Source organism: Nocardia albiluteola (assembly GCF_018860155.1).
In the GTDB taxonomy this organism is placed as follows: Bacteria; Actinomycetota; Actinomycetes; order Mycobacteriales; family Mycobacteriaceae; genus Nocardia; species Nocardia albiluteola.
This window is the reverse complement of record NZ_JAHKNI010000004.1, coordinates 405292-431549: the sequence shown is the minus strand read 5'-3', so window position 1 is coordinate 431549 and position 26258 is coordinate 405292. Positions and strand designations below refer to the sequence as shown.

The window sequence follows — 26258 nt, the reverse complement described above, 5'->3', positions numbered from 1 at the left end:
GCGGTGGGCGATACATCCAATCCGCTGATCGCTTCGCGGCAGGATTCCACGCAGTGGTATTCGGGCATCGGCATCGCGGAAGACGTTGCCGGCCTCCACGACTCGATCTCGTCGGGATCGTGGATCGAGAGTGGCCTGTCGATCCTGGGCGCCGGGATGGACGTCGCCCAGCTGGTGGTCGATCCGGTCGGCACCCTGGCCTCCTACGGTGTCGGATTCCTGATCGAGCATGTCAAACCGTTGCAGGAGGCCCTGAACTACGTCGCCGGGGATCCCGACGCGATCACCGCCTACGCCAAGACCTGGTCCAATGTCTCCACGTTTCTGACTCAGGCCGCCGACAAGCACAAATCCTCTGTCGCCAAGGATGTTTCGGACTGGCAGGGCGCGGCCGCCGACGCCTACAAGACCCACGCCCAGGCCACCACCGACCTGCTGACCACCGCCGCCACGGCCGCGGCGTCGGCCTCGAGCGCCATCGAACTCGCTGGCGGCATCGTGGGTTTCGTCCGCCAGACCGTCCGCGACATCGTCGCCCAGGCGGTCGGGCACCTGGCCGCGTGGGCCGCGGAGGAGGCCTTCACCCTCGGCGCGGCCACACCCCTGGTGGCCGCCCAGGCCACCACCTACGTCGCCAAGACGTGCGAGACGATCGCGAAACTCTTCGAAAAGCTCGCCGCCTCGATCAAGAGGCTCACCCCGCTGCTGAAGAAACTCAAGGGCGTTTGGGAGGACCTGACCAAGGCGCTCGAACGCCGCGGGCACACCCCGCACGAGAGTAGCCCCCACACCAAACCCGCGAGCACCCACCCGGTCTCGGACAAACCCACCTCGACGCACGACACCGACACCCACACCAGCAGCCATAACAGCGACACCGACACCCACACGACGTCCCACGAGTCCACCGACACCCACACCTCCTCACACGACGCCGACACCCCGCAAGACCGCGCCACCAAAGACCACGGCGCGAACGAGGAAGCCACCAAACCCGGCTCCGAACACAACCGCACCACCGAGCAGACCACCGGCTGCGGTGACCCGGTCGACGGCGCCACCGGCGAATTCCTGCTCCCGGAAACCGATCTCGACCTCCCCGGCATCCTGGCGCTGACCCTGACCCGCCGCCATCGCTCGAGCTACCGCTTCGGCCGCTGGTTCGGCCCGTCCTGGTCCGCCACCCTGGACATGCGCATCGTGATCGAGTCCGACACGCTCACCTTCCTCGGCGAAGACGGCATCCTGCTCCCGTATCCGCATTCGGAACCCGGAATCCCGGTCCTCCCGCAGAAGCCGGGCCTGTCATGGCCGTTGACCCGCACCGACACCGGTGGTTACCGAGTCCACGACCCCGACCGCGAGCTCACCTACCACTTCGAACCCGAACCGACCCTCGCCGGTTTGGATGCGCAATTGGGCAACTACGCCATCAGCGGCATCAGCGACCGCCACGGCAATTGGACCCAATTCCACTACGCCCCCGACGGAACCCCCACCCACATCACCCACTCGGGCGGCTACCACGTCCGCATCGACACCGCCGCGGGCCGCATCACCGGCCTATCGGTCGTCGGCTCTCCCGATAGCGGCGCGAACGATCACGACGAGATCGTCACTCGCATCCGCGACTTCGGTTACCGGGCAGGTGAACTCACCACCGTTAGCAATGGGGTCGGCGCGACCACCACCTACACCTACGACCCCGAGCACCGCATCACCTCCTGGACCGACTCCAACAGCACCTCCCTGACCAACACCTACGACCCGGCCGGACGCGTCATCTCCCAGCACGGCACCGACGGATTCATAAACGCGGAGTTCGACTACTTCACCTACCCCGACGGGTCCGGCCACCGCACCACGGTCACCGACTCCCTCGGCGCGGCAACGGTATTCGAGTTCAACCCCGACCTACAGTTGACCGGCACCATCACCCCCGACGGTGGCCGCACCACCACCCTGTACCTGCCCAGCCGCAAGCCGGTCCGCGTCACCGACCCCAACGGCAACACCACCACCTACCACTACACCCGCGACGGCGACCTGACGAGAATCACTCGCCCCGACCAGCACACCCTCACCATCGATTACGCCGCCCGTAACCGCCCCGTGACGGTCACCGACGCGGACGGCTCGACCCGCCACCGGGAATGGGACGCCCGCGGCAATCTCACTGCCGCAATCGACGAGGCGGGAGTCCGCACCGAATACGGCCACCATCCTAACGGCGCGATCAGCACGATCACCGAATCAACCGGCGCCACAACCACTATCGTCGCCGACGCCGCGGGCAATCCGATCGCGGTCACCGATCCCTACGGGTCCGTCACTCACATCGAGCGAGACCACCTCGGCCGCCTGTCGACGGTGACCGACGCCCTGGGCGGTATCACCCGATACGCATGGTCCGGTGAGGGAAAACTCCTGTCCCGCACCGATCCCGACGGCCACACCGAATCCTGGACCTGGGACGGCGAGGGCAACCTCCTGACCCACACCGACCGTGCCGGCGGCGAAACCCGCTACACCTACGGCACATTCGACCTCCTCGGGACCCGCACCGATCCCGACCACACCACCACCCGCTACACCTGGGACACCGAGCGCCGCCTCACCGGCGTCATCAACCCCCTCGGCCAAACGTGGAAATACACATACAACACCGCCGGGCTACTCGCGTCGGAGACCGACTACTCCGGCGCCACAACGCAATACACGCACGACCCCGGTGGGCGGGTCGCCGCCGTCACCGGCCCTACCGGCGTAACCCGCCGCCACTGGTACGACCCCCTGGGCAACCTGGTCCGCATCCAAGCCGACACCGGCGAATACCTCCACTACACCCACGACCTCGTCGGCCGCCCTCTCACCGCAACCTCCGGCACCGGCCAAGACCCCACCCACACCCTGGATTTCACCTACACCCCCACCGGCCAGCTCGCCTCCCAGCGTGTAGACAACCATCCCCCGATGCAGTGCGCCTACGACGCCCACGGCTACCGCACGGCTCGCCGCTCCCCCACCGGCTCGCTCACCACGTGGGACCGCGACCCCACCGGCCGCATTTCCGCTTTGACCACCGACGGCCACCGCATCGGATTCACCCACGACCTCCTGGGCCGCCCCACCGGCTGGACCCTGGATGCCCTGACCTTCGAACAAACCCTCTCCCCCGTCGGCCACGTCACGCACCGCGAACTCACCGCCACCCCACCCTCTCCCGGCGCACCGACCCGAATCCTGCGCCGCGACAACTACACCTGGCGCCCCGACGGCTACCTCACCCACCACACCACCACCCGCCCCGGCGTCACTCCCGAACACCGCACCTACACCCTCGACCCCGCCGGCCGAATAACCACCCTCACCCACACCAGCCACCCCACCCAGCACTACCAATACGACCCCCTCTCCAACATCACCGGCACCCTCCCACCGAGCACCCCCACCCCCATCTCACCCCTGCCCACCGACCACGCCCCCGACTCCACCACCCCCATCACCGCCCCCGGCGACATCCCCGAAGGCCGCCGCGAATACCGCAACAACCTCCTGCTCCGCAACGGCCGCACCCGCTACACCTACGACCCCGCCGGACGCCTCATCCGCAAGGAGGTAAAACGCCTCTCCCGCCAGTCGGCCGTCTGGCACTACCGCTACAACGCCTTCGACCAACTCACCGACATCCAAACCCCCGACCGCCAATGGTGGCACTACACCTACGACGCCCTCGGCCGCCGCACCACCAAACAACACCTCACCAACGAAGGCCACGTACTCGAACGCACCGACTACACCTGGGACAACACCCACCTCACCGAGCAATACGCCAATAGAATCACCACTCGGTGGACATATGAGCCCGGCACATACACCCCGCTCACACAAACGATCGCTCGGGCGACAATCGACCGTGAGTTCTACGCCATCGCCACCGACCTTGTCGGCACTCCTACCGAACTTATCGACCCCGCTACCGGATACCCCGCAGCTCTAGGCGACGCGGATATCTGGGGCTACACTACCTGGCACGGCACAACACAAACCCTCCTGCGCCTCCCTGGCCAGATCCATGACGTCGAATCCGGCTTGCACTATAACTGCAATCGATTTTACGACCCTTCAACTGGCCGTTATCTCACTCAAGACCCACTCGGCCTAGTACCTGCACCGAACCCTAACATTTATCCGCACAACCCAACCGCATGGATCGATCCGCTGGGTCTCGCCTGCGAAGGCACCGGCCAGGGAAAAAGCAATACTAACGATCTGGCCGGGTACCCCGATCGAGGCGATAAGTTCGATACAGATGGTAATCGGCTCAAAGGAGGACTTCCGAGAGACAAGCACGGAAATCCGGTTCCGGATACCAATTATCCACATTCTCAGCTAGGAATAGCACACGGAAGGAACGGCGATTATCGAACTGCACGCGAATGGATCGACGGCAAACCAACGCGAGATATCCATTTCACCGATCACGGACGTCCCAGCAACCACGAGAACCCACACCAACACGACTGGGTACCAAATCCATCCGGTGGAACACCACAGCACGGACCTGCGATCACACTAAGGTATCCCAAATGATCACAATTTCAATACCCATGTGGAGCAAAGACCAAACACTGGTTCCGCTGGTCGATATAGTCGAAGTATTCAAGACGAATGATTTCAGGTGGACGATTCTGACTCTTGACGGATCGGGCCGTTTCCCGAACGGGTCTACCTGGGAGGACTTTCAGCGCCAAGTGGACGCAGGGGAAGCAGTATTCGACTGGTCAGAGATTCTCGAATTTGCCAGGAACCTGCAACAGGCATACGAAGGGGAGATTGCCGCAACCAATTCACAGGGCGATGTCGTGGCCGATATCGAGATATCGGATAGCACGGAGTACATCATCTCTTTCGATCCGCTGATCTTCGATAGAGAATCTATTGAAAAGCGTGCGGAAAAATTATCAAAATGAGACGCCACTCCGACAAAGAACTGCGGATGTAACCGTCACAGCAAAATTGAGCTTATAGATGACGATTACACCTCGTTGACCGGGCCGGACAGCCATTGATTCAGTAGTTAACAGAACTGGCCGAAACATGTAACCAACTGGCTACGAGACTATGGATGGAATGTATAAAATGCTGGAATTAGATTCCCGATACCAAAGCGATTTCAAGCATCTTATACAGATAGAGCAGCTCCAAGATGTCTGCAGACCACCGTTTCGCACACAAACGTTCGACGAGGTACCCTTATATTCCCGGCTCACTCAAATCGCCTTTCTCCAAGGCGAGCCCGTTCAGACGCAGAACACATTACTGGTCAGAGCCGCGGTACGTCACCTGATCGAATCCACAAAACCCGATAGTAGATGGACAGCAAGCACAGAAGGCTACCTCGTGATGGTTTCGATTACCGATTGGTGGGACTACGACGACGGCGGCCAATGGCGCGAAACATCCGGCGGCGACTGGATAATCACACCTCAGTTCTGGATCGGAAACATGAACGCTCCCGAAATGCGCCGGTTTCGGATGGAGCAACCGAGATCAGCATCCTCCGAATTCGTGAAATCAGCGCTGGAGGATCTTCCTGAGATGCAATGCTTCGAAGGCTGGCGGCATAGCAACTTTTCAGATCCTTTTCTCGACCGCATCTACCTGGTACCGGCTGCCGAGGATGTCGGGGAGCTTGTTTCAAACGAGTAGGTGAGCAGCACACAAGGAGACCGCTCCATCGATTCATGGGCCGAACTCAATCCCCCGTAACCCCGTCGATCCGCTCGCGCAGCAAATCCGCGTGGCCATTGTGGCGGGCGTATTCCTCGATCATGTGCTGGTAGACCCAGCGCAGGCTCAGCCGGGCGCCCGAGCGCGGGTGGACGAAGGTGTGCTCGAGCGGCAGCGTGGCCACCGCCTCGTCACTGAGCCGGATTTCGGTGTGGAACAGGGCGATATCGCGCTCCGGATCGGCCTCGGCGAGGTCGTCGAAGTCGCCGTCGGGGTGCTCGGCGGTGGAATAGGGGGCCCGCACCTCCTGGCCCGCCGAGCGACGCCGGAACCACGCCTGCTCCACCTCGGTCATGTGCCGGATCAGGCCCAGCAGCGACATCGCCGAGGGTTCCACGCTGCGGGTCTTCAGCTGCTCCGCGGTCAGGCCGCGGCACTTCCACAGCAGCGTGGCCCGATGGAAATCCAGCCACGACTGCAGCGTCTCGCGCTCGCCGCCCACCGCCATCGCATGGGTGCGCTGCACCTCGGGAACGGTCCAAGTCATGTCCCGACACTAGAGCGCCCGCCGCCGCGGCGACACCGAATTCCGGGGTCGCCGCGGCGGCTGGGTGAGTCAGTGCCCGGAGCTGTCGACCAGCTTGGCCGTCAGCGCCTGCCGGGTCGCGGCATCGATGCCGAGCCCGTTGGACAGGAAGCCGTCGAGGGATCCGAACGACTTGCTCGCCTGGTCGAACGCCGCGTCCAGGAAGTCGCGCTGCACACCGAGGATCGGGGCCAGCAGGGAGGGATCGGTGACCAGGCCCGCCTTCTGCAGTGCCGCCAGCTCGGCCTGGTTCGAGGCCGCCAGGTACTGGTTGGAGGCCAGGTAGTCGTTGTAGATCAGGCCCCTGGGCACGCCGAGCGCACTCATCACCAGGGCCGTCATCCAGCCGGTCCGGTCCTTGCCGGCAGTGCAGTGGTAGAGCACCGCGCTCGGTGCGTGAGCCAGATCCTTGATGGCCGTGGCGAATTGGGCGCGCGCGGTGGCGTCGGTGATCATCCAGCGGTAATAGTTGCTCATCAGCGCCACGCCCTTGCCGCCGCCGAGGTTCGCCTGCTGCGCCTGCGGGCCGCCGTCGATGATCTTCTCGATCTGCAGGTAGAAGTCGTTGCTCGGATTCCACACCGGCAGTGCCTGATACGAGATCGAGGACGGCAGCTGGTCGGGGGCGGCCTTCACCTCGTTCGGGCTGCGGAAGTCCAGGACCGTGCCGATATTGTGCGAGGCCAGCGCCTGCTGGTCGGCCGCGGTGAGCTTGTTCAGCGCGTCGCTGCGAAACACCTGGCCGTAGCGGATCATTCCGCCCTGCTGGGTCGGATAGCCGCCGATGTCACGGGCATTGGGCGCGGTGGCGATTCCCAGGGTATGAATACCGGACGCGGTGGCCGCCGGCGCCATGTGGACGATGGCGGCAGGCTCGGCCGATGCCGCGGTGGTGACCACCGGGCACAGCGCCAGTAACGCCGCCGCCGCACCGGCCATAGGCGCGCGCAGGACATGTGAAATCGACATATGTTCCCCTCTCCTGTGTCGGGCCCGTGCAGGTCGCCGGGCCCGGACCCGTCCGCGTGGCCTCACGCGGAACGTCGTTGCGCCCCAGCGCCGTTAGGCATCGGCGAGGACCGTGATGGTGCCCGCCGCGCCGTCCACCCGCACGCGCTGGCCGTCGACGAGTCCGGTGCTGGCGGTCTTGGTGTCCACCACGCAGGGAATGCCGAATTCGCGCGCGACGATCGCCGCGTGCGAGGCCGCGCCCCCGATATCGGTGACCACCGCCCCGGCGTAGGCGAACATCGCGGTGTGACCGGTGTCCGTGACCGGGGCCACCAGGATGTCGCCGGGTTCGATGTCGTCGTCCTGGGACAGCATGAGTTTCACGGTGCCCTCGACCACGCCCGCGCTCACGCCCAGGCCGGTGAGGGTTTCGCCGACGGCGAGCGCACCCGATACCGCCTCGGGCTCCCAGGTGCCGATGATCAACTCGGGCATGCGAATCCCCTGCAGGCGCGTCCGCTCGGCGCGGCGGCGAGCTACCCGATCGGCCAGATCCTCAGGAGCCCAGAGGATTTCGTCCAGCGTCAGGTACGCCGAATCCTCGGCCTCGTGCAGCAGTCCGGCGCGGATCAGCCGTGCGGCCCGCTCCCGGGTGGCCATGCGCAGGCAGTTGGTCAGGCGCACCACCGCATCGCGAGCGCGCTCCCGATACACCTGCGCGCCGACCGCCATCGCCGCGGTGCGACCCTTGGGCGGTGCCACCGGATCACGGTGTGGGGCAGGCAGTTCCGCGGCCCGAGCCGCCGCGGTCACCAGCAGTCCGGGACGGTCGCCGAACGGCAGGTTGAGCAGTTCGCACTCGCCGGGACCGCGATGGCCGATCCGGGCCAGCTCCTGATCGAGCGCGGCGGCGAATTCCGGGGACTTCTCCCGTGCCGCGGCCACATCGCCGGTGCGGGCCACGGCCTGCAGCCCGGCGTCCGCGCGGCACAGCGCGGCGAGCCGCTCGACCGCCAGCATCGGCTTGGCCGATTCCAGGCGATCCAGATCGATCTTCACCTCGCCCTTGTGCGTCGCCGCGGCCGCGCCGACCAGCATGACGCCGATGGCCGCGGCCTGCCAGGCCTGATTGAGGCGGTCGCGCCACAGCAGCGCGCGGGCATGCAGCTGCTCGTCGGCGAGCTCACCGATCTCGGTGCGGGTCAGCGCCTCTCGATGGGAGGCGGCGTTGATGAGTTCGGCGGTCTCCCGGTATTTCAGGGCGGTCGCCGCGACCCGGCCGGTCGCGGTGAGCGTGCCCATCCGCCCGGCCAGACCCGTCGGCATCGGCGGGGGGCCCTGCGGCTGCAGCGGCACCTCGGCCGGGATGGAGCCGTAGACGTCCCTGCGGATGGTCTCCTCGTCCCAGCCGGGCATGTTCGCCGCGGCCAGCACACCGATGGAGGCGTTGATGTAGAAGTTGTGGCCCAGCACCGAGGTGACACGGGATACCCAGTGTTCCAGGGCTATTCCCTCCAGCGCGATCATGTGGCCCATGGCCTCGTTGCCCAGCCGGATCGCACCGGCCTGCAGATCGATCGTCAGCGGGGTCATCGGGCCCGGCATCGCCTCGGAGGTGTTGGTGGCGGTGCACACCGGGATGCGGGGATCGATGCGATCGTCGAATTCGCCCTCCCAGCCCTCGGGTGCGGCATCAACCAGCGGACCGTCGTCGGAGACCGGCGATCGGGACGGCACGACGTGCGCGGGCAACGGGATATGTCCTGAGCGAGTGGCGAATCCGTCGCCGGACGGCTTGCGGCCGACGAGACCGCGGGCGATGTCCTCGAGCACCTCCGAGGCGTTCCAGCCGCACCGGAAGCCCCAATCCTGCTGCGCGGCAGTGGTATCCAGCCGCGGCGGGACGATTCCCGAACCGGCGCGCACACCCGAGGATCCCAGTGCCCGCCGCGCGTCCGCCGCGGAGACCTCGCCGGGAGCGGCCAAATCGACCACGCCGGAGCGATCCCCGGTCGCGGCCAGCACCAGAAAGCGCTCGAGATCGTCGGTGTGCAGCAGCTGAACACCCTGCGGCGCGGGCGTTCCCAGCAGGGTCCGCACGACGGTCCGGCCGCCGGACTCCACTCGGCGCCCGGCGACCAGCGCGGTGCGAACGAGCAGGGCCGCCTCCGATCCGGCCAGCGCGGCGGCCACCGCGGTGTCCTCCCCGGCCAGCGCGGGAACGATGACCCGTGCACCCGCCGCGCGCGCCGCCCTCGCCACCGCCGCGACCGGCCGGCCCGACAGGTGAATGATGCTGTCGCAGCCCTCGATCGCCGCGGCCACCGTCGCCGCGTCGGCGCAGTCGCCGACCCGGACCGGCACCCGGGGATCGACGTAGCGATGGCGCCGGACGTCCAGGCCCGCGACCTCGTGGCCCGCGGCCAGCAGCATGCGCGCCACCGCGCGACCGGTGGGCTCGGTGATTCCGGTGATCAGAACCCGCATCGACTCATTCCTCCTCGCGGCTCACGAATGGACGTGATGCCGTTCACACACCTTCACCACCACAGCGCCCCGCGATCGGGTCAAGTCTCGGTCAGCGGGACCCCGGGATTGCTGATCGGGACCCGCACCGGTAGGCCGGTCCGGCGATTTACCTCCGCCCCCCGCCCGGGCGTGCAAAAATCCGCTAGGTGCACGAGATATGGCGGCTCGATCAGGGACGAACCCGCTCCATCAGCCCGGAGAATCCGACGGGCGCGCCCGGGGCGGGCGGCCGCGCGACAACCGGAACCGGTGCGGGCGCGGCCGGAGACCTCGGCGTCGGATGGAAGGTGTCCCCCTCGATCGATCTCGCGGCGGGGCAGACCGCGACGCTAGCCGATATCGAGGGCCCCGCGATCATCCGGCACTTCTGGCTCACCACCGACCGCACCGCGCTGCAGGACATCACACTGCGGGTCTACTGGGACACCGATTCCGAACCGGCCGTGGACCTGCCGCTGGGCTCGTTCTTCTGCAACGCGTGGGACCAACTGGCACTGGTCGATTCGGAGATGATGGTGGTCGCCCCGGCGGGCGGCCTGAACAGCTACTGGCCCATGCCCTTTCGCGCACACGCCCGCATCACGCTGACCAACGGCGGCGATCACGCGGTTCCGGTCTACTACCAGGTGACCTATCTGGAACAGGATGTGCCGCGCGCGGCCGGTTATCTGCACGCACGGTGGCGGCGCAGTAATCCGCTGGGGCATCCGGCCGTGCACACCGTCCTGGACGACATTCCCGGCCCGGGCCGGTATGTCGGGACGTACCTGGCGATCTCGCCCAACGCCCCGGGCTGGTGGGGCGAGGGCGAGATGAAGTTCTACCTGGACGGCGACACCGAATTCCCCACGATCTGCGGCACCGGCACCGAGGACTATTTCGGCGGGGCATGGAATTTCGATCTCGACAACGCCTATCGCACCTACTCGACGCCGTATCTGGGATTGGTGCAGGTGCTACCGCCGGACCAGATCTATCAGCCGCAGCAGCGATTCGGCATGTACCGCTGGCACGTGCAGGATCCCATCTGCTTCGACCGTGGCCTGCGGGTCACCCTGCAGGCCCTGGGCTGGGGCAATGACGGCAAGTATCTCCCGCTCGAGGACGCCGATATCGCCACCACCGCCTGGTGGTATCAGCATCGCTCGGTCACCGGACGCCGGCAGCGGCCCTGATCGTCGTGCCCCGCGGTGCAGCTCGGCCGTAGTCATCCGGATTCCGGTCCAGTACGGTCGAATTCGTGACCACACTCGACACGTCCGCGGTGCGCGGCGCGCTGCTGACGGAGAACGACCGGCTCGCCGAGTTCTACCTGTCGACCGACCCGGCCACCCCGATTCCGGCGTGCCCGGGCTGGTCGCTGGCCAATCTGGTGGCCCACGTCGGGGGCGGGCACCGGTGGGCCGCCGCGATGGTGACCGATCGCGCCACCGAGCGCCTGGACTTCGCCGAGGTGCCCGGCATCCGCCGTCCCCACGAGGTCCAGGAGGCTGCCGAGTGGCTGCGTGAGGGCGCGCGGGCGGTCATCGAGGCGGTCGACGCCACCGGCCCCGACGCGCCGGTGTGGACGCCGTTCGGGGGCCCGCGCCCGGCCGAGTGGTGGGTGCGCCGGCGGTTGCACGAGGTGACCGGGCATCGCGCGGACGCACTGCTGGCCCTGGACCGCACGGTGGACCTCGAGGGCGCGCTGGGCGCCGACGGACTCTCCGAACTGCTGAGCATCATCGAGGGCGCCTCGGCACAGCCGGACCTCGCGCGGTTCACCCACCCGCTGGACGAGGGAACGCTCGCGCTGCACTCCACCGACGGCCACGGCGGATGGTTCGTCCACCGTGCGGGGGACGGGATCGCATGGACCACCGAACAGCACGCGGCCTCGGTCACCGTCGCGGGTACGGCCACCGATCTGTACCTGCTGCTGTTGCGCCGCATCCCGGCCGACCACCCGGCACTGACGGTGTCCGGCGATCCGAAGGTCCTCACCACCTGGCTCGAGCGGACCGCGTTCTGACCGGCGTGCTTGCGCCACACCGTAATTCAGGTCGTGACGACCTCGTGCCTGCCGGACCGATACGAGCGGCGATACTCGCTCGGTGAGACGCCGACCTCGCGGCCGAAATGGGCGCGTAGATTGGCGGCGCTGCCCAGGCCGCAGCGCTCGGCGACGATGTCGACCCCGAGATCGGTGGCCTCCAGCAGTTCCCGGGCGCGAATGAGGCGCTGAGTAAGCAGCCACTGCAGCGGGGTGGCGCCGAGTTCGGCGTGGAAGCGCCGCGCCAGCGTCCGCTCGCCGAGCCCGGCACGCTTGGCGAGATCGCCTACGGTCAGCGGACTTTCGAGACGCTCCAGCGCCCATTGCAGGGTGGCGGTGAGCCCGGAATCGGCCGCCGCGGCGAGCGGCACCGGCGAGGGCACATACTGTGCCTGCCCGCCCGCGCGGTGGGGCGGCACCACCATGCTGCGGGCCACGGCGTTGGCGACCTGGGCGCCGAGATCCTTGCGGATCAGGTGGATACACAGATCCATGCCGGCCATCGTGCCCGCGCTGGTCAGGATCCGGCCGTCATCGATGTAGAGCACCGACGAGTCGACGTCCAGCCGGGGAAACCGATCCAGCAGCGCGCCAACATGTTTCCAGTGCGTGGTCATGCGGTGCCCCTCCAGCAGCCCGGCCGCGGCGAGCACGAACGCGCCCGAGCACAGCGCCACCACCCGCGCCCCCGCCTCGTACGCCGCGCGCACGGCCTCCACCAGATCCGCCGGAGGGTCCTGCCGCACATCGGGAGTGGCCGGCACGATGACGGTCTCGGCGGCGATCAGATCGTCGTAGTCGTAATCGGTGAGCGTCACGAACGGATCCCGCAGTGTCGCATGGCGTATGCCGCGCGGGCCACACAGTCGCAGGTCGTACCAGCCCGCGGCGTCCACGCCCGGGGGCGGCTCGAAGAACACCTGATACGGAATGGCCACCTCGAAGATCGGTTGCCCGGGGGCGACGGCGATCGCGATGGTTCCGGCGCGATTCTCGGTCATGTCAGTAATCTAGCGCATATTGTCGTTTCTGACACTTCTCGCCGAAATCCCGTGGCGGAATAGTTGCACTCATGACAGTTACCGCCAGCGTCAAGACGCCACAGTTCACACCGGGCACCGGGTCACCGCGGCGATGGCGGGTCCTGGCCGTGGCCGCCGTCGCCCAGTACCTGGCCATCCTGGATCTGTTCGCGGTCACGGTGGCCTTCCCGACGCTGCAGGCCTCGTTCGGCCACGCCGGCGCGAGCACGGTGTCCTGGGTTCTCAATGCCTACACGATCGTGATGGCCGCGCTGCTGGTCCCCGCGGGCCGCCTCGCCGACGACACCGGCCGCAAGCGCGGATTCCTCATCGGCATAGCGCTTTTCGGGCTGGCGTCGATCGCGTGCGCCGCCGCACCGAGCCTGGGCCTGCTGATCGCGGCCCGCATCGCGCAGGCGGTGGCCGCGGCACTGCTGGTGCCGACCGGACTGGGGCTGGTGCTGCCGGTGTTCGATACTCGCGAACACGCGACGGTGATGGGGATCTGGACCGCGATCGCCGCCGCCGGAGCGGGCAGCGGGCCGGTCATCGGCGGGCTACTGCTCGAGGCCGGGTGGCGCTGGATCTTCCTGCTGAATGTCCCGTTCACGGTGGCAGCCTTCGCATTCGGGCTGCGAGTGCTGCCCGATATCCGCCAGCAGGCCAAGCGGCGCCTGGATCTGCTCGGAGCCGCGCTGATCCTGGGCGCGACCGCGGCACTGACCACCGTCTTCGTGCAGGCCGCCACCTGGGGGTACACCTCCCCCGCCACGGCGGGCATGCTGGTCGCGGCGGTGGCCCTCGGCGCCGTGTTCGCCTGGCACGTGCGGCGGCACCCGGATCCGGTGGTGAGCCCGGTCATCCTGCGGCACAAGCCGTTCCGCATCGCCACCGCCGGAGTGTTCAGCTACTACCTGGGTTTCGCGGCGCTGATCCTGTCCGCGACGCTGTTCCTGAGCGAGCGGTGGCACTATTCGCAGCTGAACGCCAGCCTGGGCATCGCGCCGATCCCGATCGCCTGCCTACTGCTGTCGCCGCTGTCGGGGCGCATCGTGGCCCGCATCGGCGCCCGCGCCTCGGCCGCCCTGGGCGGCGCGACCATTGCCGCGGGCGTGGCCTGGTGGATCGCGACCTCCGGATTCTCCACCTCGTACCCGGTGATGTTCCTGCCCGGCGCGATCCTGGCCGGGGCGAGCACCGCCCTGCTGCAGCCGCCGCTCTTCGGCGCCTCGGCGCTGCTGCCCGCGGATCAGCTGTCGCTGGGCTCGGGCACGCTGATGATGGCGCGGCAGACCAGTTCCGCACTGGGCGTGGCGATTCTGACCGCCATCCTGGCCCGCACCGCGGTGCCGGGGCTGAACGACTACCGCGCCGGATGGGCGTTCATGATGGTCGTCGGGCTGCTCGCGGCGGGCACCGGGCTGGCGTACCGGCCCGACGCGCGTACCGCCTGAAACGAATTCGACTGTGGCGCATCCGTAAATCCTCGGATGCGCCACAGTTGTGTGTGAAACTCAGCGGGCGACGAGCCCGGGCCAGCCGTAGCGCAGGGGCCCGGCCGCAATCCCCGCGCCGCGCACGACAACCGCGGCCTGCTGCTTCGGAGCATTGGTGACCTGTGCGAGCTCGGGGTGCATGGCGGTCAGCTCGCGCCGGACATCGTCCATGTTCAGCCACATGATTTCCTGGACGATCTCCTCGAGCTGCCCGGCGTTCTTGAAGCCGGGCGAGGAGTAGACCGGCAGACCCTCCCGGAAGGCCAGGAGCGTGGGCAGGCTCTGAATCTGCGCGGTGGCCGACAGTTGCTGTTCGGCATCGGCGTCGACGGTGGCGTGCAGGATGTCCGGATGCATCCGCGAGGACTCCTCGTACACCGGCGCGAATTTGGTGCACCAGCCGCACCAGGTCGCCCAGAAATCGACGAGCACGATGCCGCCCTTGGCAATGGTGGGCTGAAAGGTCTGCTGCGTCAGCGGTTGTGTCGGCATGCGGCCCTCCCGGCTCTCGAAATCGAACTCGCCCGTACAGCCGGATTCTTCCACGAATTCCGGGCCGCGTCATCGTCGCGGGTGGCTGCTGACCTATTCGAACACCTATCCGATATCACTCACCAGCATCAATACGCCTCGACTATAGCCAACTCCGGTCGTGCCGACCGGCGGCCGTATCGGATTGCGGACACAGCGGCGCTCGCATGCGAGCGAATTCCTGTGCAATCGGCACGCGGCATTCCGGCACATCGTTCGCTGGAACCGGTCGATCAGGCGCGGTCCGGAAAGTGCAGCGGCGCGATGTGGACCCCGCCCTGCCCCCAGCCCGCACTGGTGATCCACCACGTGCCATCGTCCTGCAGGATCTCCGCGGCGTGCGCGTGGATGTGGCCCACGTGATCCTCGGGCCGGAAGTGCAGGGGATCATCGCTGCGGAAGACATCGGTGCCGACATAGTCCGGGCGCGGACCGATGAACAGATACCAGGAATCATTGTGGCGCACCACGAACGGCGATTCCGTCGGACCGGCGCCGGTGCCGGTCGCGGGATCGGTGTACGCGATCGCACGCTCGCTCCAGTGCACGAGGTCGATGCTGGTCCGGTAGGCGACCACATGGTTGCCGCCGGCGGGGTCGCTGGTGGCGCAGTAGTACATGACCCAGCGGTCCCCGATGCGCAGCACCATCGGATCGCGGGCGTCGTAACCGTCGCGGAACTGTGGCCCCTCCGGATGCCTGGTCCAGGTCCGCAGATCGGTGGAGGTCGCCAGGTTCATCGCGGTCCCCGTGCGATCCTCGCCGCCGCCGTCGTAGTACATGAAATACCGTGCGCCGTCGTAGATTACGTACGGCGCCCACAGGTGGGTCTCCCCGTAGTCACGATCCACCCGCAACGCGGGCGGCTGCCCGGTCCACGGCCCGAGCAGCGTATCGGCGCCGGCGTGCGCGAATTCGGTCTCGTCCCAGGGGTCCGCGGGCTCGGGATGGGTGATCCCGAACAGATGCCAGCGCCCGGACTCGTCGCGCATCAGGGTGTGATCGTTGATGTACCAGGGCTGTTCGCGGCCCTCGCTCGGATCGTAGAGGAGCCGGAAGGAGCCCGCTGTGACCTGCATACCGCCTACGGTGCCGTCTCGGGCCCTCGCGCACACCCCGACACGCTGAGCCCGTGGACATTCGCCGCGTTACTCGACGATCAGCGCCTCCCGCAGCGCATCGAGCTCGCTCTCGGAGAGTCCCTGCGCCAGTAGCCACGCCGCGGCCCCGCCGTGATCGGCGTGCAGGTTCTCCAGGAAGCGCAGCATCACCTTGTCCTCGACGGCGAGGATTCCCGTATTCGCCGCGGGCAGGCCCTGATACGAGGGCAGCGCGTCCAGCCGGTCGCGCACCCGCTGGATTCGCTCGTTGGTCAGCGCATAGTCCGCGGCAATGGCCTCGGCCGGCACGCCGACCGCGTCGAGCAGAACCGCCGCGAGCACACCCGTGCGATCCTTGCCCGCGGCGCAATGGAATACGACCGCGCGCCGAGCAGGGTCGGCGATCACGCGCACCGCGGCGAGGATTTCGGCGGGACTACCGGCCAGCAGCTGACCGTACAGCTGCACGAGATCCACCCGGGATTTGTCCGGAACCAGATCCCTTGCAGCCAAAGATGATTGGGCGGACTTGCGGATCGGCAGATTCACCACCTGCACCGGAGCGCCGGTCATCGACCCGTAACCCTCACGCTCGACCTCGTCGGGCAGCCGCAGATCGATCACCGTCCGCACGCCCGCCTGCCCCAGCAGCAGCCGGCGATCGGATTCGGTGGCATGCTGCAGGGTGCTGGATCGATAGGCGACACCGAAACGCGTACTGCCGCCGCCGGTTACGGGCAGTCCGCCCAGGTCCCGCACGTTGTCGATCTCGGCGAAATCGACCCACCTCGTGGCTTTACTGGGCACGCCCGGCCTCCGCCTCCTCGGACCGGGTCAGCCCACACAGTCCGATCAGATCCTCGTGTAGTTCGAACCACACCGTGTGATAGCTGTCCATGATCGGGCGCGCCACCCAGGCGTGGTCGCCCTCGCCGATGCGCTGCACGGCCAGATCCAGCCGGGTCAGGTATCGCGCCAGTCGGGGCGTGATCGCACCCAGCCACGACCCCAGCGGGCGCACCCGCTCGTGCAGGTCGGTGAGCCGAAGCAGCACGCCCGCATCGTATTCGGCGTCACTGTGATCGTTCACCGTGGCCGGGTCCCGCATCTGCCACTGCGTCACGATCGTCTTCAGTTCCGCGTTGAATGCACAGAAGTCGTCGTACGCCGCCTCGAGCGCGACCGGGTCCAGGGCCGAACGTTCCTGCGCCAGCAGATTTTCCAGCTCGGTGCGACCCTCGGGGGTGAGCCGGACTCCGGCGGGAGTCGCTACACAGAGCGCGCGACCGGCAAGATCCTCGAGGCGGGCGGTCAGCTCGTCCTGGGCGCCGCCCAGGCTGGCCGCGGCCGCCTCGGCGCGCACGCGCCCCTTCACCCCGATCAGGCGCAGCAGCGCCAGCTCGGAGATCTGCTCCGTCTTCGGCTCCGCCGCAGCGGCTTTCGTTTCCGTGTCGGCGAGCCGATCGGCCAACAGGTCCGGCGCGACACCGGCCCACCCGGCCAGCGTGCCGATATCCTCGACGGTCCCCGCGTCGACGGCCGTGCCGACCACCTCGCCGTCCCACACCACCCCGGCTCCGCCGTCGACCGTCACCGTCCGCCCGGCCAGCGCCGCGACGACGCCGTCGCCGCACCCGACCACGCACGGCCGCCCGAGCTCGCGGCTCACCAGCGCCGCATGCGATGTCGCGCCGCCCAGTTCGGTGACCACGGCCCGCGCGGCGATCATGCCGTGGAGATCGTCGGGACTGGTGGTGCGGCGCACCAGAATCACGTCGGCGCCAGCCTCGGCACGCCGCTCGGCCTCGGCCGGATCGGTGACCACGACGCCCGAAACCAGTCCCGGACAGGCCGATTCGCCGTGAGCCAGGGCCTCGTGCCCGGTGTCGTCTCCCGAGGTCGGGCGCAGCACCGCCCGCACCTGATCGGTGGTCACACGGCCCAGGCCCGTCGCCGTATCGATCAGTCCCTCCTGCACCATGGCCACCGCGGCGCGGACGGCCGCGCGCGCCGAACGCTTCGCCACGCGCGACTGCAGCAGCCAGAGCGCGCCGGATTCCACGGTGAATTCGATGTCCTGGATATCGCGGCCGTCGCGTTCGAGGAGTTCGGCCGCGGCAATCAGCTGCCGGTGCACCGCCGGTTGGGCGGCGGCCAGCTCGTCCAGCGGCCGCGGCGTGGTACGGCCCGAGACGACATCCTCGCCCTGCCCGCCGACGAGCCATTCGCCGAAGGCCGGGCCGTCACCGGTATTCGGGTTGCGGCTGAACAGCACCCCGGTGCCCGAATCGTCGTCCAGATTGCCGAACACCATGGCCTGCACGGTCACCGCCGTGCCGAGCGTGTCGGGCACACCGCGCGTGCGCCGATAGGTCTTGGCCCGCGCGGAATCCCACGACCGGAACACCGCGGTGATCGCCCCGCGAAGCTGCTGCCACGGATCCGGCGGCACCTCACCGGCCGCATCGCCGAGCACGGTCTCGCGGTACTGTGCCACGAACCGGTCATGAGTGTCCCTGGCATACGCCGGATTTCGGGTCTCGGCGGCCAGCGCCTGCTCGACCTCGGGATTGATGCCCAGATTCAGCACGGTGTCCATCATCCCGGGCATGCTCACCGCGGCGCCCGAACGCACCGACACCAGCAGCGGCCGGTGGCCGGCACCGAACCCGCGCCCGGTTCCGCGCTCGAGGGCGGCAATGCCGTCGCGAACCGCGCGCCAGATTTCGTCCGCGATGTCGCCGCGCGCGGTGAAATCCGCCCACGCCTCGGTGGTCAGCACGAACGCGGGCGGCACCGGCAATCCCAGCGACCGCATGTGGTTGACGCTCCAGGCCTTGCCACCGATCCGCTCCCGCGACAGGGTGCAGCCGCCGTCGAGTCCGACGACGGTGTCCTCCGCCGAGACGTCGGGTCGTCGATCCAGCTCCGCACCCGCGGTCATAGCACTCCTCGTAGGTCGTGAATTCATCTCGGGACCACCGTTGTCCGCACCGGTGGGCGGTTTCCCGGCCTCGGGCACGGACGGGTCCTCTCACGAGCGTGCCGCGCGGCGGCCCGTAGCCAGTAGCCATGATCCCGCTGAGCAGGATGTCTCCGGCAGGGGCCGGATCCGCCCGGTGACCGGGACTCACCGCGTCGTTCGGCCGAAAATGCGGGTTCCATGGGGCACGATGGCGGGCATGAATCGGCCCGAACCAGCATCGAGCGTTGGCGACGGGCACGCGACGATACCGGCCGTGCTGGCGCGGCGGGCCCGCGAGCACGGGACGTCGGCGGCCATCGCCGGGCCCGACGACACGCTGACGTACGCCGAACTCCACGCCGCGGCGCGCGCGGTGACCCGAGCCGCGATGGCTGCCGGGCTGCGCGCCGGCGATCGGGCCGCGATCTGGGCGCCGAACAGCACGCGCTGGATCGTCACCGCGCTCGGACTACTGAGTGCCGGGGCCACACTGGTGCCGGTCGGTACCCGCCTGCGCGGTCCGGAGGCCGCGGACATCCTGGCGCGCAGCCGATCCCGCGTGCTTTTCACCGTGCGCGGCTTCCTGGACACGGACTATCCGCGCCTGCTCTCCGAATCCGGCAGCGCCCTACCGGATCTCGAAACGATCGTGCTGCTGGCCGACACCGGCACGACGCATCCGGACGAGAACGTCGTGCCGATCGCCTCCTGGCCGGGCTTCCTCGAATCCGGCCACCGGATCACCGAGGCCGAGGCCGAACTCCGCTGCGCCGCCGTCACACCCGACGATATAGGTGACATCCTGTTCACCTCCGGAACGACCGGCGCCCCCAAGGGGGTCCTGGCCACCCAGGGGCAGACCCTCGCGGTGTTCGAACACTGGGCCACCGCGGTCACGCTGCGGCACGCCGACCGGTACCTGCTGGTGAATCCGTTCTCGCACACGTTCGGCTACAAGGCCGGGATCATCGCCTGCCTGCTGCGGGCAGCGTGCATGGTGCCGGTCGAGCGATTCGACGCCCGCCTGGTCGCCGAGCAGATCGAGCGGCATCGAATCACCGTGCTGACCGGTCCCCCAACACTTTTCGGCGACCTCATCCGGGCCGATCGGGCGCTGCCGACGGTACGCCTCGCCGGGACCGGCGGCGCGAGGATCCCGGTCGCGCTCGTCGAGCGGATCCGCGACCGGCTGGGCATCGCGCACGTGTTCACCGCCTACGGGCTCACGGAGTCGATCGGCGTGGTGTCCATCTGCCCGCCCGATGCGCCCGCCGAGCTGATCGCCACCACCGTCGGGCAAACCCTGCCCGGCAGCGAGATTCGCATCCTGGATTCGGCCGGTAATCCCGCACCCATGGGAGAGAACGGCGAGATCGCCGTCCGGGGACCGAATGTCATGCACGGCTATCTGGACGATCCGGCCGCCACCGCCGCAGCCATCGATCCCGAGGGCCTCCTGCACACCGGCGACGTGGGCTACCTGGACGAATGCGGCTACCTGCACGTCACAGACCGGCTCAAGGACATGTTCATCGTCGGCGGCTTCAACGCCTATCCGGCCGAGATCGAGCGAATTCTCCTGGAGCATCCCGGAATCGAGGATGTGGCGGTGATCGGCGTACCCGATGCCCGGCTCGGCGAGGCGGGCGCGGCGTTCATCGTCCCGGCCGGGCCCGGCGCGGACGCCGAGGCGATTCTCGCCTGGGCGCGAAACCGTATGGCGGGCTATAAGATCCCTCGTCACATCTACTTCGTCGATACCCTTCCGCGCAATGTCGCGGGCAAGGTGCGCAAGACCGACCTGCGGGCGGAATATCCGGCGCCGGATCAATCCGGCTGAACACCACCAGGTTTCCCGCAGATACCGATGATGCGTGCGACCGATCGGCCGCACGCATCATCCACAGGCACACCGGGAACTACTCCCCTACTTGTTGACCTCGTTCTTCATCTGCGCGGTGATGATCTTCTGATAGCCGGACCCGAACAGGCGCGGCAGCCAGTCGATCATCCGCGCGTCGTTGCCGATCAGGACCTTCGCCTTATCCTTGCGGATGCCGTCGAGGATGGCGTGCGCCGCCTTCTCGGGACTCGTCTTGGCCAGCTTGTCGAAGTTCGCGGCCAGGGCGTCGCGGCTGTGGTTGCCACCGACGTGCGCCTTCCACGCGATCCCGGTCTTGATCATGCCGGGATGCACGCAGTTGACGACCACATTGTGCCCGGCGATCTTGATCTCCTGGCGCAGCGCGTCGGTGAATCCGCGCACGGCGAACTTCGTCGCGTTGTACGAGCCCTGGGTGGGGCAGGCGGCCAGGCCGAACATGCTCGAGACATTGACGATCGCGCCGTCACCCGAGGCGATCACATGCGGCAGAAAGGCTTTCGTGCCGTAGGCCACGCCCCAGAAGTTGATGTTCACGATCCACTCGAAGTCCTCCCAGCTGACCTCCTCCACGCTGGCGATCAGCGAAACACCCGCGTTGTTCACCACGATGTTGATCGTGCCGAAATCCTCGAGTACCTCCTCGGCATGGGCGTAGACGGCATCGCGGTCGGTCACGTCGAGCCGATAGGCACGCGCGGTGGCGCCCTCCTTCTCGCACAGCGCGGCGGTCTCGGCCACGTTGTCCAGATTGTGCCCGGACAGCGCCAGCCGCGCACCTTGCCGCGCCAGCTCCAGCGCCAGCGCCCGGCCGATTCCGGCCCCGGCGCCGGTGATCACGGCGGTCTTGCCAGTAAAATTCTTCACCGCGAATGTCCTTGTCTAACTTATTGGGTGGTGTAGCCGCCGTCGGCGACGAATTCGGAGCCGGTGCTGTAGCCGGACTCGTCGGAAATCAGGAACAGCACCAGATTCGCCAGCTCCTCGGGCGTGCCCGCGCGCGAGATCGGCTGATCCTGGAACATCGAATTCGAGCGCTGTGAATCCGCGGTCATCTCGGTGATCACGACGCCTGGGTGCACCGAGTTGACCCGAATTCCCAAGGGGCCGAACTCCTGTGCGGCGGCCTTGGTCATGCCGCGCACGGCCCACTTCGAGGCCACGTAGCCCAGGATATTCGAGAACGAGATGATGCCGCCGATCGAGGAGATGTTCACGATCGAGCCGCTGCCGGCGCGGCGCATCGAGGGCACAACCGATTTCATGCCGAGGAATACCCCGACCTGATTGACGTCGATCACCTTGCGGTAGTCGGCCTCGGCCAGGTTCTCGATCGGGTCCACGTGGACGATCCCCGCGTTGTTCACCAGCCCCGACACCGGTCCGAACGCCTCCTCGGCGCGCGCCACCACCGCCTGCCAGGCGGCTTCGTCGGTGACATCGTGCGCCATGAACTCCGCGGCCGAACCCAGTTCCGCCGCAACCGCTTTGCCCTCGTCGGCAAGCACGTCGGTGATCAGCACCGAGGCGCCCTCGGCGACCAGACGGCGAGCGAAGGCCGCGCCCATGCCGCGCGCGCCACCGGTCACGATGACCGTTCTACCCTGAACCCTGCCCATCGTCATTCCTCACTTCCCACGGTTGTGGTCGATTCCGCGTTCGCGGCGATATGGGTGGCGGCGATGTAGCCGAAGACCATGGCGGGGCCGATCGTGGCGCCGGCGCCGGCGTATTCATTGCCCATCACCGAGGCCGAATTGTTGCCCGCCGCAAAGAGTCCCGCGATCGGGCGGCCACCGTCGTCGAGCACCCGGGCCTGCTCGTCGGTGACCAGGCCGCCCTTGGTGCCCAGATCTCCGGGCACCATCTCGACCGCGTAGAACGGGCCGTGTTCGAGCGGGGCCAGACAGGGATTGGGCTGTACCGTCGGGTCGCCGTAGTAGCGGTCGTAGGACGAGTCGCCGCGCCCGAAGTCCTCGTCGCGCCCCTTGCGGGCGAATCCGTTGAACCGCTCCACCGTCGCCGCGAGCGTCGCGGCCGGGACGCCGATCTGATCCGCCAGCCCGTCGAGCGTCTCGGCGCGCTTGATGATGCCTGCATCCAGATACTTCTGCGGGATCCCCTGCCGGGGAAAGGTTCCCAGGAACAGATACCGATCGCGGAACTGCTGATCCATGATGAAGTACGCCGGGATGTGGCCCGCACCGGAGCTGTGCTGCTCGTACATCCGGTGCACCACATTCACATACGGCGCGGATTCGTTCACGAACCGCTCGCCGGCCTGATTGACCATGAGCCCGCCGGGCTGGGCGCGCTCGGCCAGGCAGAAGAACGGCGGCCCCTCGGGATTGCGGACCGACGGGCCCCACCACGCATCGTCCATGAGATCCACTGCGGCGCCCGCCTTCTGGCCCGCGACGATGCCCTCGCCGAGGTTCTCGGTGGCGCCCACGGTCCAGTCCGTGGACTGCGGCCCGGACATGTACTGCTTGCGCATCTCCAGGTTGTGCTCGAATCCGCCGGCGGCCAGGATCACCCCGCGCCGGGCCTTGATGACCACCGGCGCGCCCTGATGCTCCGCGCGCACGCCGGTCACGGCGTCACCCTCGGTGAGCAGCTCGAGCAGCGGGGTCTCGAGCCAGACCGGGACCGCCGCATCGCGCAACGAGAGCCACAGCCGAGCGGCCAGGGCCTTGCCCAGCGACAGCGGCAGGCCGCCGCGCAGCTTGTTGGCCACCGCCTGGGCGCCCACCCGCATCGCGGTCCGCTTACCGGTCCACGTGCGGGCGATCATGTTCAGATCGTGGAAATCCTTGGCCGTGAAGGCGATTCCCTTCGGGCCCGACATGGTCGGCTGGTTGATCTTGTGCAGATCACCGCCGAGCAATCGACCGTCGAGAACGACCGGCTCGATGCTGCGGCCCTGCGCCAGGCCACCGGGGAATTCCGGGTGATAGTCGGAATACCCGCGGTCGTAGAAGAACTCCCAGTACTTGCTGCGCGCACCGATATAGCGCATCATCTCGGGGCCGTTGTCCAGGAAGGCACGCTGCTTGACCTCCGGAACTCGATCGCCCACAACCGCTTTCAGATACGTGCGCGCCAGCTCCGGACTGTCGGGCACGCCGGCGCGCTGCAACACCGGGTTGTTCGGAATCCACAGTGCGCCGCCCGAGCGCGCGGTGGACCCGCCGAAACTGCGGCTCTTCTCGATGAGCGTGACCGACAGCCCGCGATAGGCGGCGGTCAGCGCCGCCGTCATCCCGGCGGCGCCGGAGCCCACCACCACCACGTCGAACTCGAATTCCTGTGTCATCCATCCTCCTGGGCTCGACGCTATGACCGACCACACACCTGGGACATCGGGCGGTCCCGGCCACCGGGACTTGTGACTGACCTCCTGCAATTCGGCTAGGAGTATTTCGATTAGGCATAACGCCGCCGGCACTCGCTGCCCCCAGGCGCCGCCGACCGACTCGCACCGACGATACGAAACAACCCAGGAGACCCGGATGAAGTTCTCGATGATCTTCGAGGCCCAGATGACCAACCCGACCGCCGAACACGAGGCCCAGGTGCTGCGCGACTGCGTCGAGCAGGCGGTGCTGGCCGACGAGATGGGCTTCGACACGGTCTGGGCCGTGGAACACCACGGCCTGAAGTGGTATGCGCACATGAGCGCCCCGGAGATCTTCCTGACCTGGGTCGCCGCCAAGACCGAGCGGATCCGCATCGGCCACGGCGTGGTGTGCATGCCGTTCAACTTCAACCACCCGGTGCGCGCGGCCGAACGCGCCGCCATGCTGGACGTGCTCTCGAACGGCCGCTTGAACCTCGGCGCCGGCCGCGGCGCGACGCCCGTCGAAACCTCCATGTGCGGTGTGGATCCCGACCGCACCTATCAGGAGGTCGAGGAGTCGCTGCGGATGATCGGCCAGGCCTGGCAGGATCCGGAGGGCGAATTCGAGTACCACGGTGAGCTTTTGGACATCGACCCGCATTCGCTGCTGCCGCGTCCCGTGCAGCGCCCGCATCCCCCGCTGTTCATGGCGTGCACCAAGAAGGACACCCTCAAGCTCGCCGCCGACTACGGAATCGGCGCGCTGGTACTGGGTTTCGCGGGCGCGGAGGAGATCGCCGAGCTGCGCCGCACCTATGACGAGGCGATCGCCGCCCGCACCGGGGAGCGGTTCGTCTCGACCGTGACCAACGACCACTTCGCGGCGCTGTGCCCGACCATCGTGCTGGACGACCGGGAGAAGGCCCAGCAGATCGGCGCGCGCGGTCAGCGCTTCTTCGCCCAGTCGATCAAGCACTACTACGGCGCCGGGCCCGTCCCCGACGAGGCCGTCGACCCGACCGTGGACGAGGTCGCCCGCATCCGCGAGGCCGCCGACGAGCACGTGGCCTACCTGCACGAGGCGAAGATCCCGGTGAAGACCGGTTCGACGTCGGTCTTCAACGCCGAGCACGCCTACGGCAGCCCCGAGGACGCCATCGCCTACGTGGAGCGGCTGCAGGAGGCGGGCGCCGACGAGATCCTGTGCCTGATCCAGATGGGCACCGTGCCGCAGGAGGCGTGCCTGGAAACCATCCGGCACTGGGGCGAGAAGGTGATCCCGCACTTCCGCAACAAGTAGCCCGCCCGAATCGTCAAGGAGCTCATCATGGTTGATCTCGCGGGCAAAGTCGCCCTCATCACCGGCGCCGCCCGCGGCCAGGGCGCCGCCGAGGCGGAGCTGTTCGTTTCCCGTGGCGCCAAGGTCGTGATCAGCGACGTGCTGGAGACCGAAGGCAAGGCGCTGGCCGAATCCCTCGGCGACGCGGCACGTTTCGTGCGGCACGACATCACCGACGACAACGACTGGAACGCCGCGATCGCGGTGGCGGTCGCCGAATTCGGCAAGCTGGACGTGCTGGTGAACAACGCGGCCATCTACACCGCGAAGCCGCTCGTGGATACCGCGCCCGAGGAGTTCGACCGGATTCTGCGAGTGAACCTCGTCGGCGCGTTCCGCGGCATCCGGGCCGTGGTCGAGCCCATGGCGCGGGCCGGGGGCGGCTCGATCGTCAATATCTCCTCGCAGGCGGGCCTCGAGGGACTGCTGCGCCACAGCGCCTACGGCGCGTCCAAGTGGGGCCTGCGCGGCTTGACCAAGACCGCGGCGCTCGAGCTGGGGCCGCAGGGCATTCGCGTCAACTCGGTGCATCCGGGGCCGATCGCGACCCCGATGGTCCCGACGCTGACGACCGGGCCGGGCAGCTTCCCGACGCTGCCGCTGCAGCGCACCGGTCTGCCCGTGGAGGTCGCCGAGCTGGTGGCGTTCCTGGCCTCGGATGCCTCGGCGTACATCTCCGGCGCGGAGGTGGCGATCGACGGCGGTCTGGCGGCCGGGAAGTTCATCGTGCCCGACCTCGGGGCATAGGGGCG

At 67.7% G+C, this 26258-nt stretch carries 20 protein-coding genes; 9 read left to right on the top strand and 11 right to left on the bottom strand.

The window, feature by feature from the left end; all coding sequences use genetic code 11:
* The first annotated feature begins 3 nt into the window (after positions 1-3).
* From KO481_RS43940 to KO481_RS15075, 3 genes are all read left to right on the top strand, one after another.
* Positions 4-4593, top strand: a complete 4590-nt coding sequence (locus KO481_RS43940; protein WP_215917721.1) for a DUF6531 domain-containing protein — start codon at positions 4-6, stop codon at positions 4591-4593.
* Positions 4590-4973 carry a hypothetical protein gene (locus KO481_RS15080; protein WP_215917720.1) on the top strand — a complete coding sequence of 128 codons (384 nt, stop codon included), beginning with the start codon at positions 4590-4592 and terminating at the stop codon, positions 4971-4973. The genes KO481_RS43940 and KO481_RS15080 overlap by 4 nt, the downstream gene beginning before the upstream one ends.
* 160 nt (positions 4974-5133) lie before the next feature.
* Complete coding sequence (locus tag KO481_RS15075; RefSeq protein WP_215917719.1) at positions 5134-5712, top strand: Imm15 family immunity protein; 579 nt, start codon at positions 5134-5136, stop codon at positions 5710-5712.
* 46 nt (positions 5713-5758) lie between these two features.
* Here KO481_RS15075 and KO481_RS15070 read toward each other — a convergent pair whose 3' ends face one another.
* From KO481_RS15070 to KO481_RS15060, 3 genes are all read right to left on the bottom strand, one after another.
* Positions 5759-6280 (bottom strand): DinB family protein, encoded by a 522-nt coding sequence (locus KO481_RS15070; RefSeq protein ID WP_215917718.1) that lies wholly within the window; start codon positions 6278-6280, stop codon positions 5759-5761.
* Positions 6281-6349: 69 nt separating this feature from the next.
* The gene (locus tag KO481_RS15065; protein WP_245400907.1) at positions 6350-7288 is read right to left on the bottom strand and encodes a tyrosine-protein phosphatase; all 939 of its coding nucleotides are present in this window, start codon (positions 7286-7288) and stop codon (positions 6350-6352) included.
* Between the two features lie 93 nt (positions 7289-7381).
* Positions 7382-9757 carry a PEP-utilizing enzyme gene (locus KO481_RS15060; protein WP_215917717.1) on the bottom strand — a complete coding sequence of 792 codons (2376 nt, stop codon included), beginning with the start codon at positions 9755-9757 and terminating at the stop codon, positions 7382-7384.
* Between the two features lie 188 nt (positions 9758-9945).
* Here KO481_RS15060 and KO481_RS15055 point away from each other — a divergent pair, with 188 nt between their 5' ends.
* Positions 9946-10974, top strand: a complete 1029-nt coding sequence (locus tag KO481_RS15055; protein ID WP_215917716.1) for a glycoside hydrolase family 172 protein — start codon at positions 9946-9948, stop codon at positions 10972-10974.
* A 65-nt stretch (positions 10975-11039) separates the two neighbouring features.
* On the top strand, positions 11040-11810 hold the full coding sequence (locus KO481_RS15050; protein WP_215917715.1) for a maleylpyruvate isomerase family mycothiol-dependent enzyme: 771 nt from the start codon (positions 11040-11042) through the stop codon (positions 11808-11810).
* A 26-nt stretch (positions 11811-11836) separates the two neighbouring features.
* Here the strand turns inward: KO481_RS15050 and KO481_RS15045 are convergent, their stop codons facing one another.
* Complete coding sequence (locus tag KO481_RS15045) at positions 11837-12832, bottom strand: GlxA family transcriptional regulator (protein ID WP_215917714.1); 996 nt, start codon at positions 12830-12832, stop codon at positions 11837-11839.
* Between the two features lie 71 nt (positions 12833-12903).
* On the opposite strand from KO481_RS15045, the gene KO481_RS15040 reads away from it, so the two are divergent.
* Positions 12904-14307 (top strand): MFS transporter, encoded by a 1404-nt coding sequence (locus tag KO481_RS15040; protein WP_215917713.1) that lies wholly within the window; start codon positions 12904-12906, stop codon positions 14305-14307.
* A 60-nt stretch (positions 14308-14367) separates the two neighbouring features.
* Here the strand turns inward: KO481_RS15040 and KO481_RS15035 are convergent, their stop codons facing one another.
* The 4 genes from KO481_RS15035 to KO481_RS15020 all read right to left on the bottom strand — a co-directional run bounded on the left by KO481_RS15035 (position 14368) and on the right by KO481_RS15020 (position 18924).
* Positions 14368-14841 (bottom strand): thioredoxin family protein, encoded by a 474-nt coding sequence (locus KO481_RS15035; RefSeq protein WP_215917712.1) that lies wholly within the window; start codon positions 14839-14841, stop codon positions 14368-14370.
* A gap of 272 nt (positions 14842-15113) precedes the next feature.
* Complete coding sequence (locus KO481_RS15030) at positions 15114-15959, bottom strand: glycoside hydrolase family 32 protein (protein WP_215917711.1); 846 nt, start codon at positions 15957-15959, stop codon at positions 15114-15116.
* Between the two features lie 69 nt (positions 15960-16028).
* Positions 16029-16787, bottom strand: a complete 759-nt coding sequence (locus KO481_RS15025; RefSeq protein ID WP_215917710.1) for a tyrosine-protein phosphatase — start codon at positions 16785-16787, stop codon at positions 16029-16031.
* A complete protein-coding gene (locus KO481_RS15020) occupies positions 16777-18924 on the bottom strand; it encodes a pyruvate, phosphate dikinase (protein ID WP_215917709.1) in 2148 nt (715 codons plus the stop codon). The genes KO481_RS15025 and KO481_RS15020 overlap by 11 nt, the downstream gene beginning before the upstream one ends.
* 238 nt (positions 18925-19162) lie before the next feature.
* Between KO481_RS15020 and KO481_RS15015 the strand changes: the two genes are divergently transcribed.
* The gene (locus tag KO481_RS15015; RefSeq protein ID WP_215917708.1) at positions 19163-20785 is read left to right on the top strand and encodes an AMP-binding protein; all 1623 of its coding nucleotides are present in this window, start codon (positions 19163-19165) and stop codon (positions 20783-20785) included.
* A gap of 87 nt (positions 20786-20872) precedes the next feature.
* Here the strand turns inward: KO481_RS15015 and KO481_RS15010 are convergent, their stop codons facing one another.
* The 3 genes from KO481_RS15010 to kstD are packed head-to-tail and all read right to left on the bottom strand — an operon-like array spanning position 20873 to position 24143.
* On the bottom strand, positions 20873-21694 hold the full coding sequence (locus KO481_RS15010) for an SDR family NAD(P)-dependent oxidoreductase (RefSeq protein ID WP_215917707.1): 822 nt from the start codon (positions 21692-21694) through the stop codon (positions 20873-20875).
* A 20-nt stretch (positions 21695-21714) separates the two neighbouring features.
* Positions 21715-22446: a glucose 1-dehydrogenase gene (locus KO481_RS15005; protein WP_215917706.1), complete on the bottom strand. Its 732-nt coding sequence runs from the start codon at positions 22444-22446 to the stop codon at positions 21715-21717.
* A gap of 2 nt (positions 22447-22448) precedes the next feature.
* A complete protein-coding gene (kstD, locus tag KO481_RS15000) occupies positions 22449-24143 on the bottom strand; it encodes a 3-oxosteroid 1-dehydrogenase (RefSeq protein ID WP_215917705.1) in 1695 nt (564 codons plus the stop codon).
* Positions 24144-24339: 196 nt separating this feature from the next.
* Here kstD and KO481_RS14995 point away from each other — a divergent pair, with 196 nt between their 5' ends.
* Both KO481_RS14995 and KO481_RS14990 read left to right on the top strand, forming a co-directional pair.
* Positions 24340-25467 carry an LLM class flavin-dependent oxidoreductase gene (locus KO481_RS14995; protein ID WP_215917704.1) on the top strand — a complete coding sequence of 376 codons (1128 nt, stop codon included), beginning with the start codon at positions 24340-24342 and terminating at the stop codon, positions 25465-25467.
* A 27-nt stretch (positions 25468-25494) separates the two neighbouring features.
* Positions 25495-26253, top strand: coding sequence for a glucose 1-dehydrogenase (locus tag KO481_RS14990; RefSeq protein WP_215917703.1), 759 nt, complete (start codon positions 25495-25497; stop codon positions 26251-26253).
* Positions 26254-26258 lie beyond the last annotated feature (5 nt).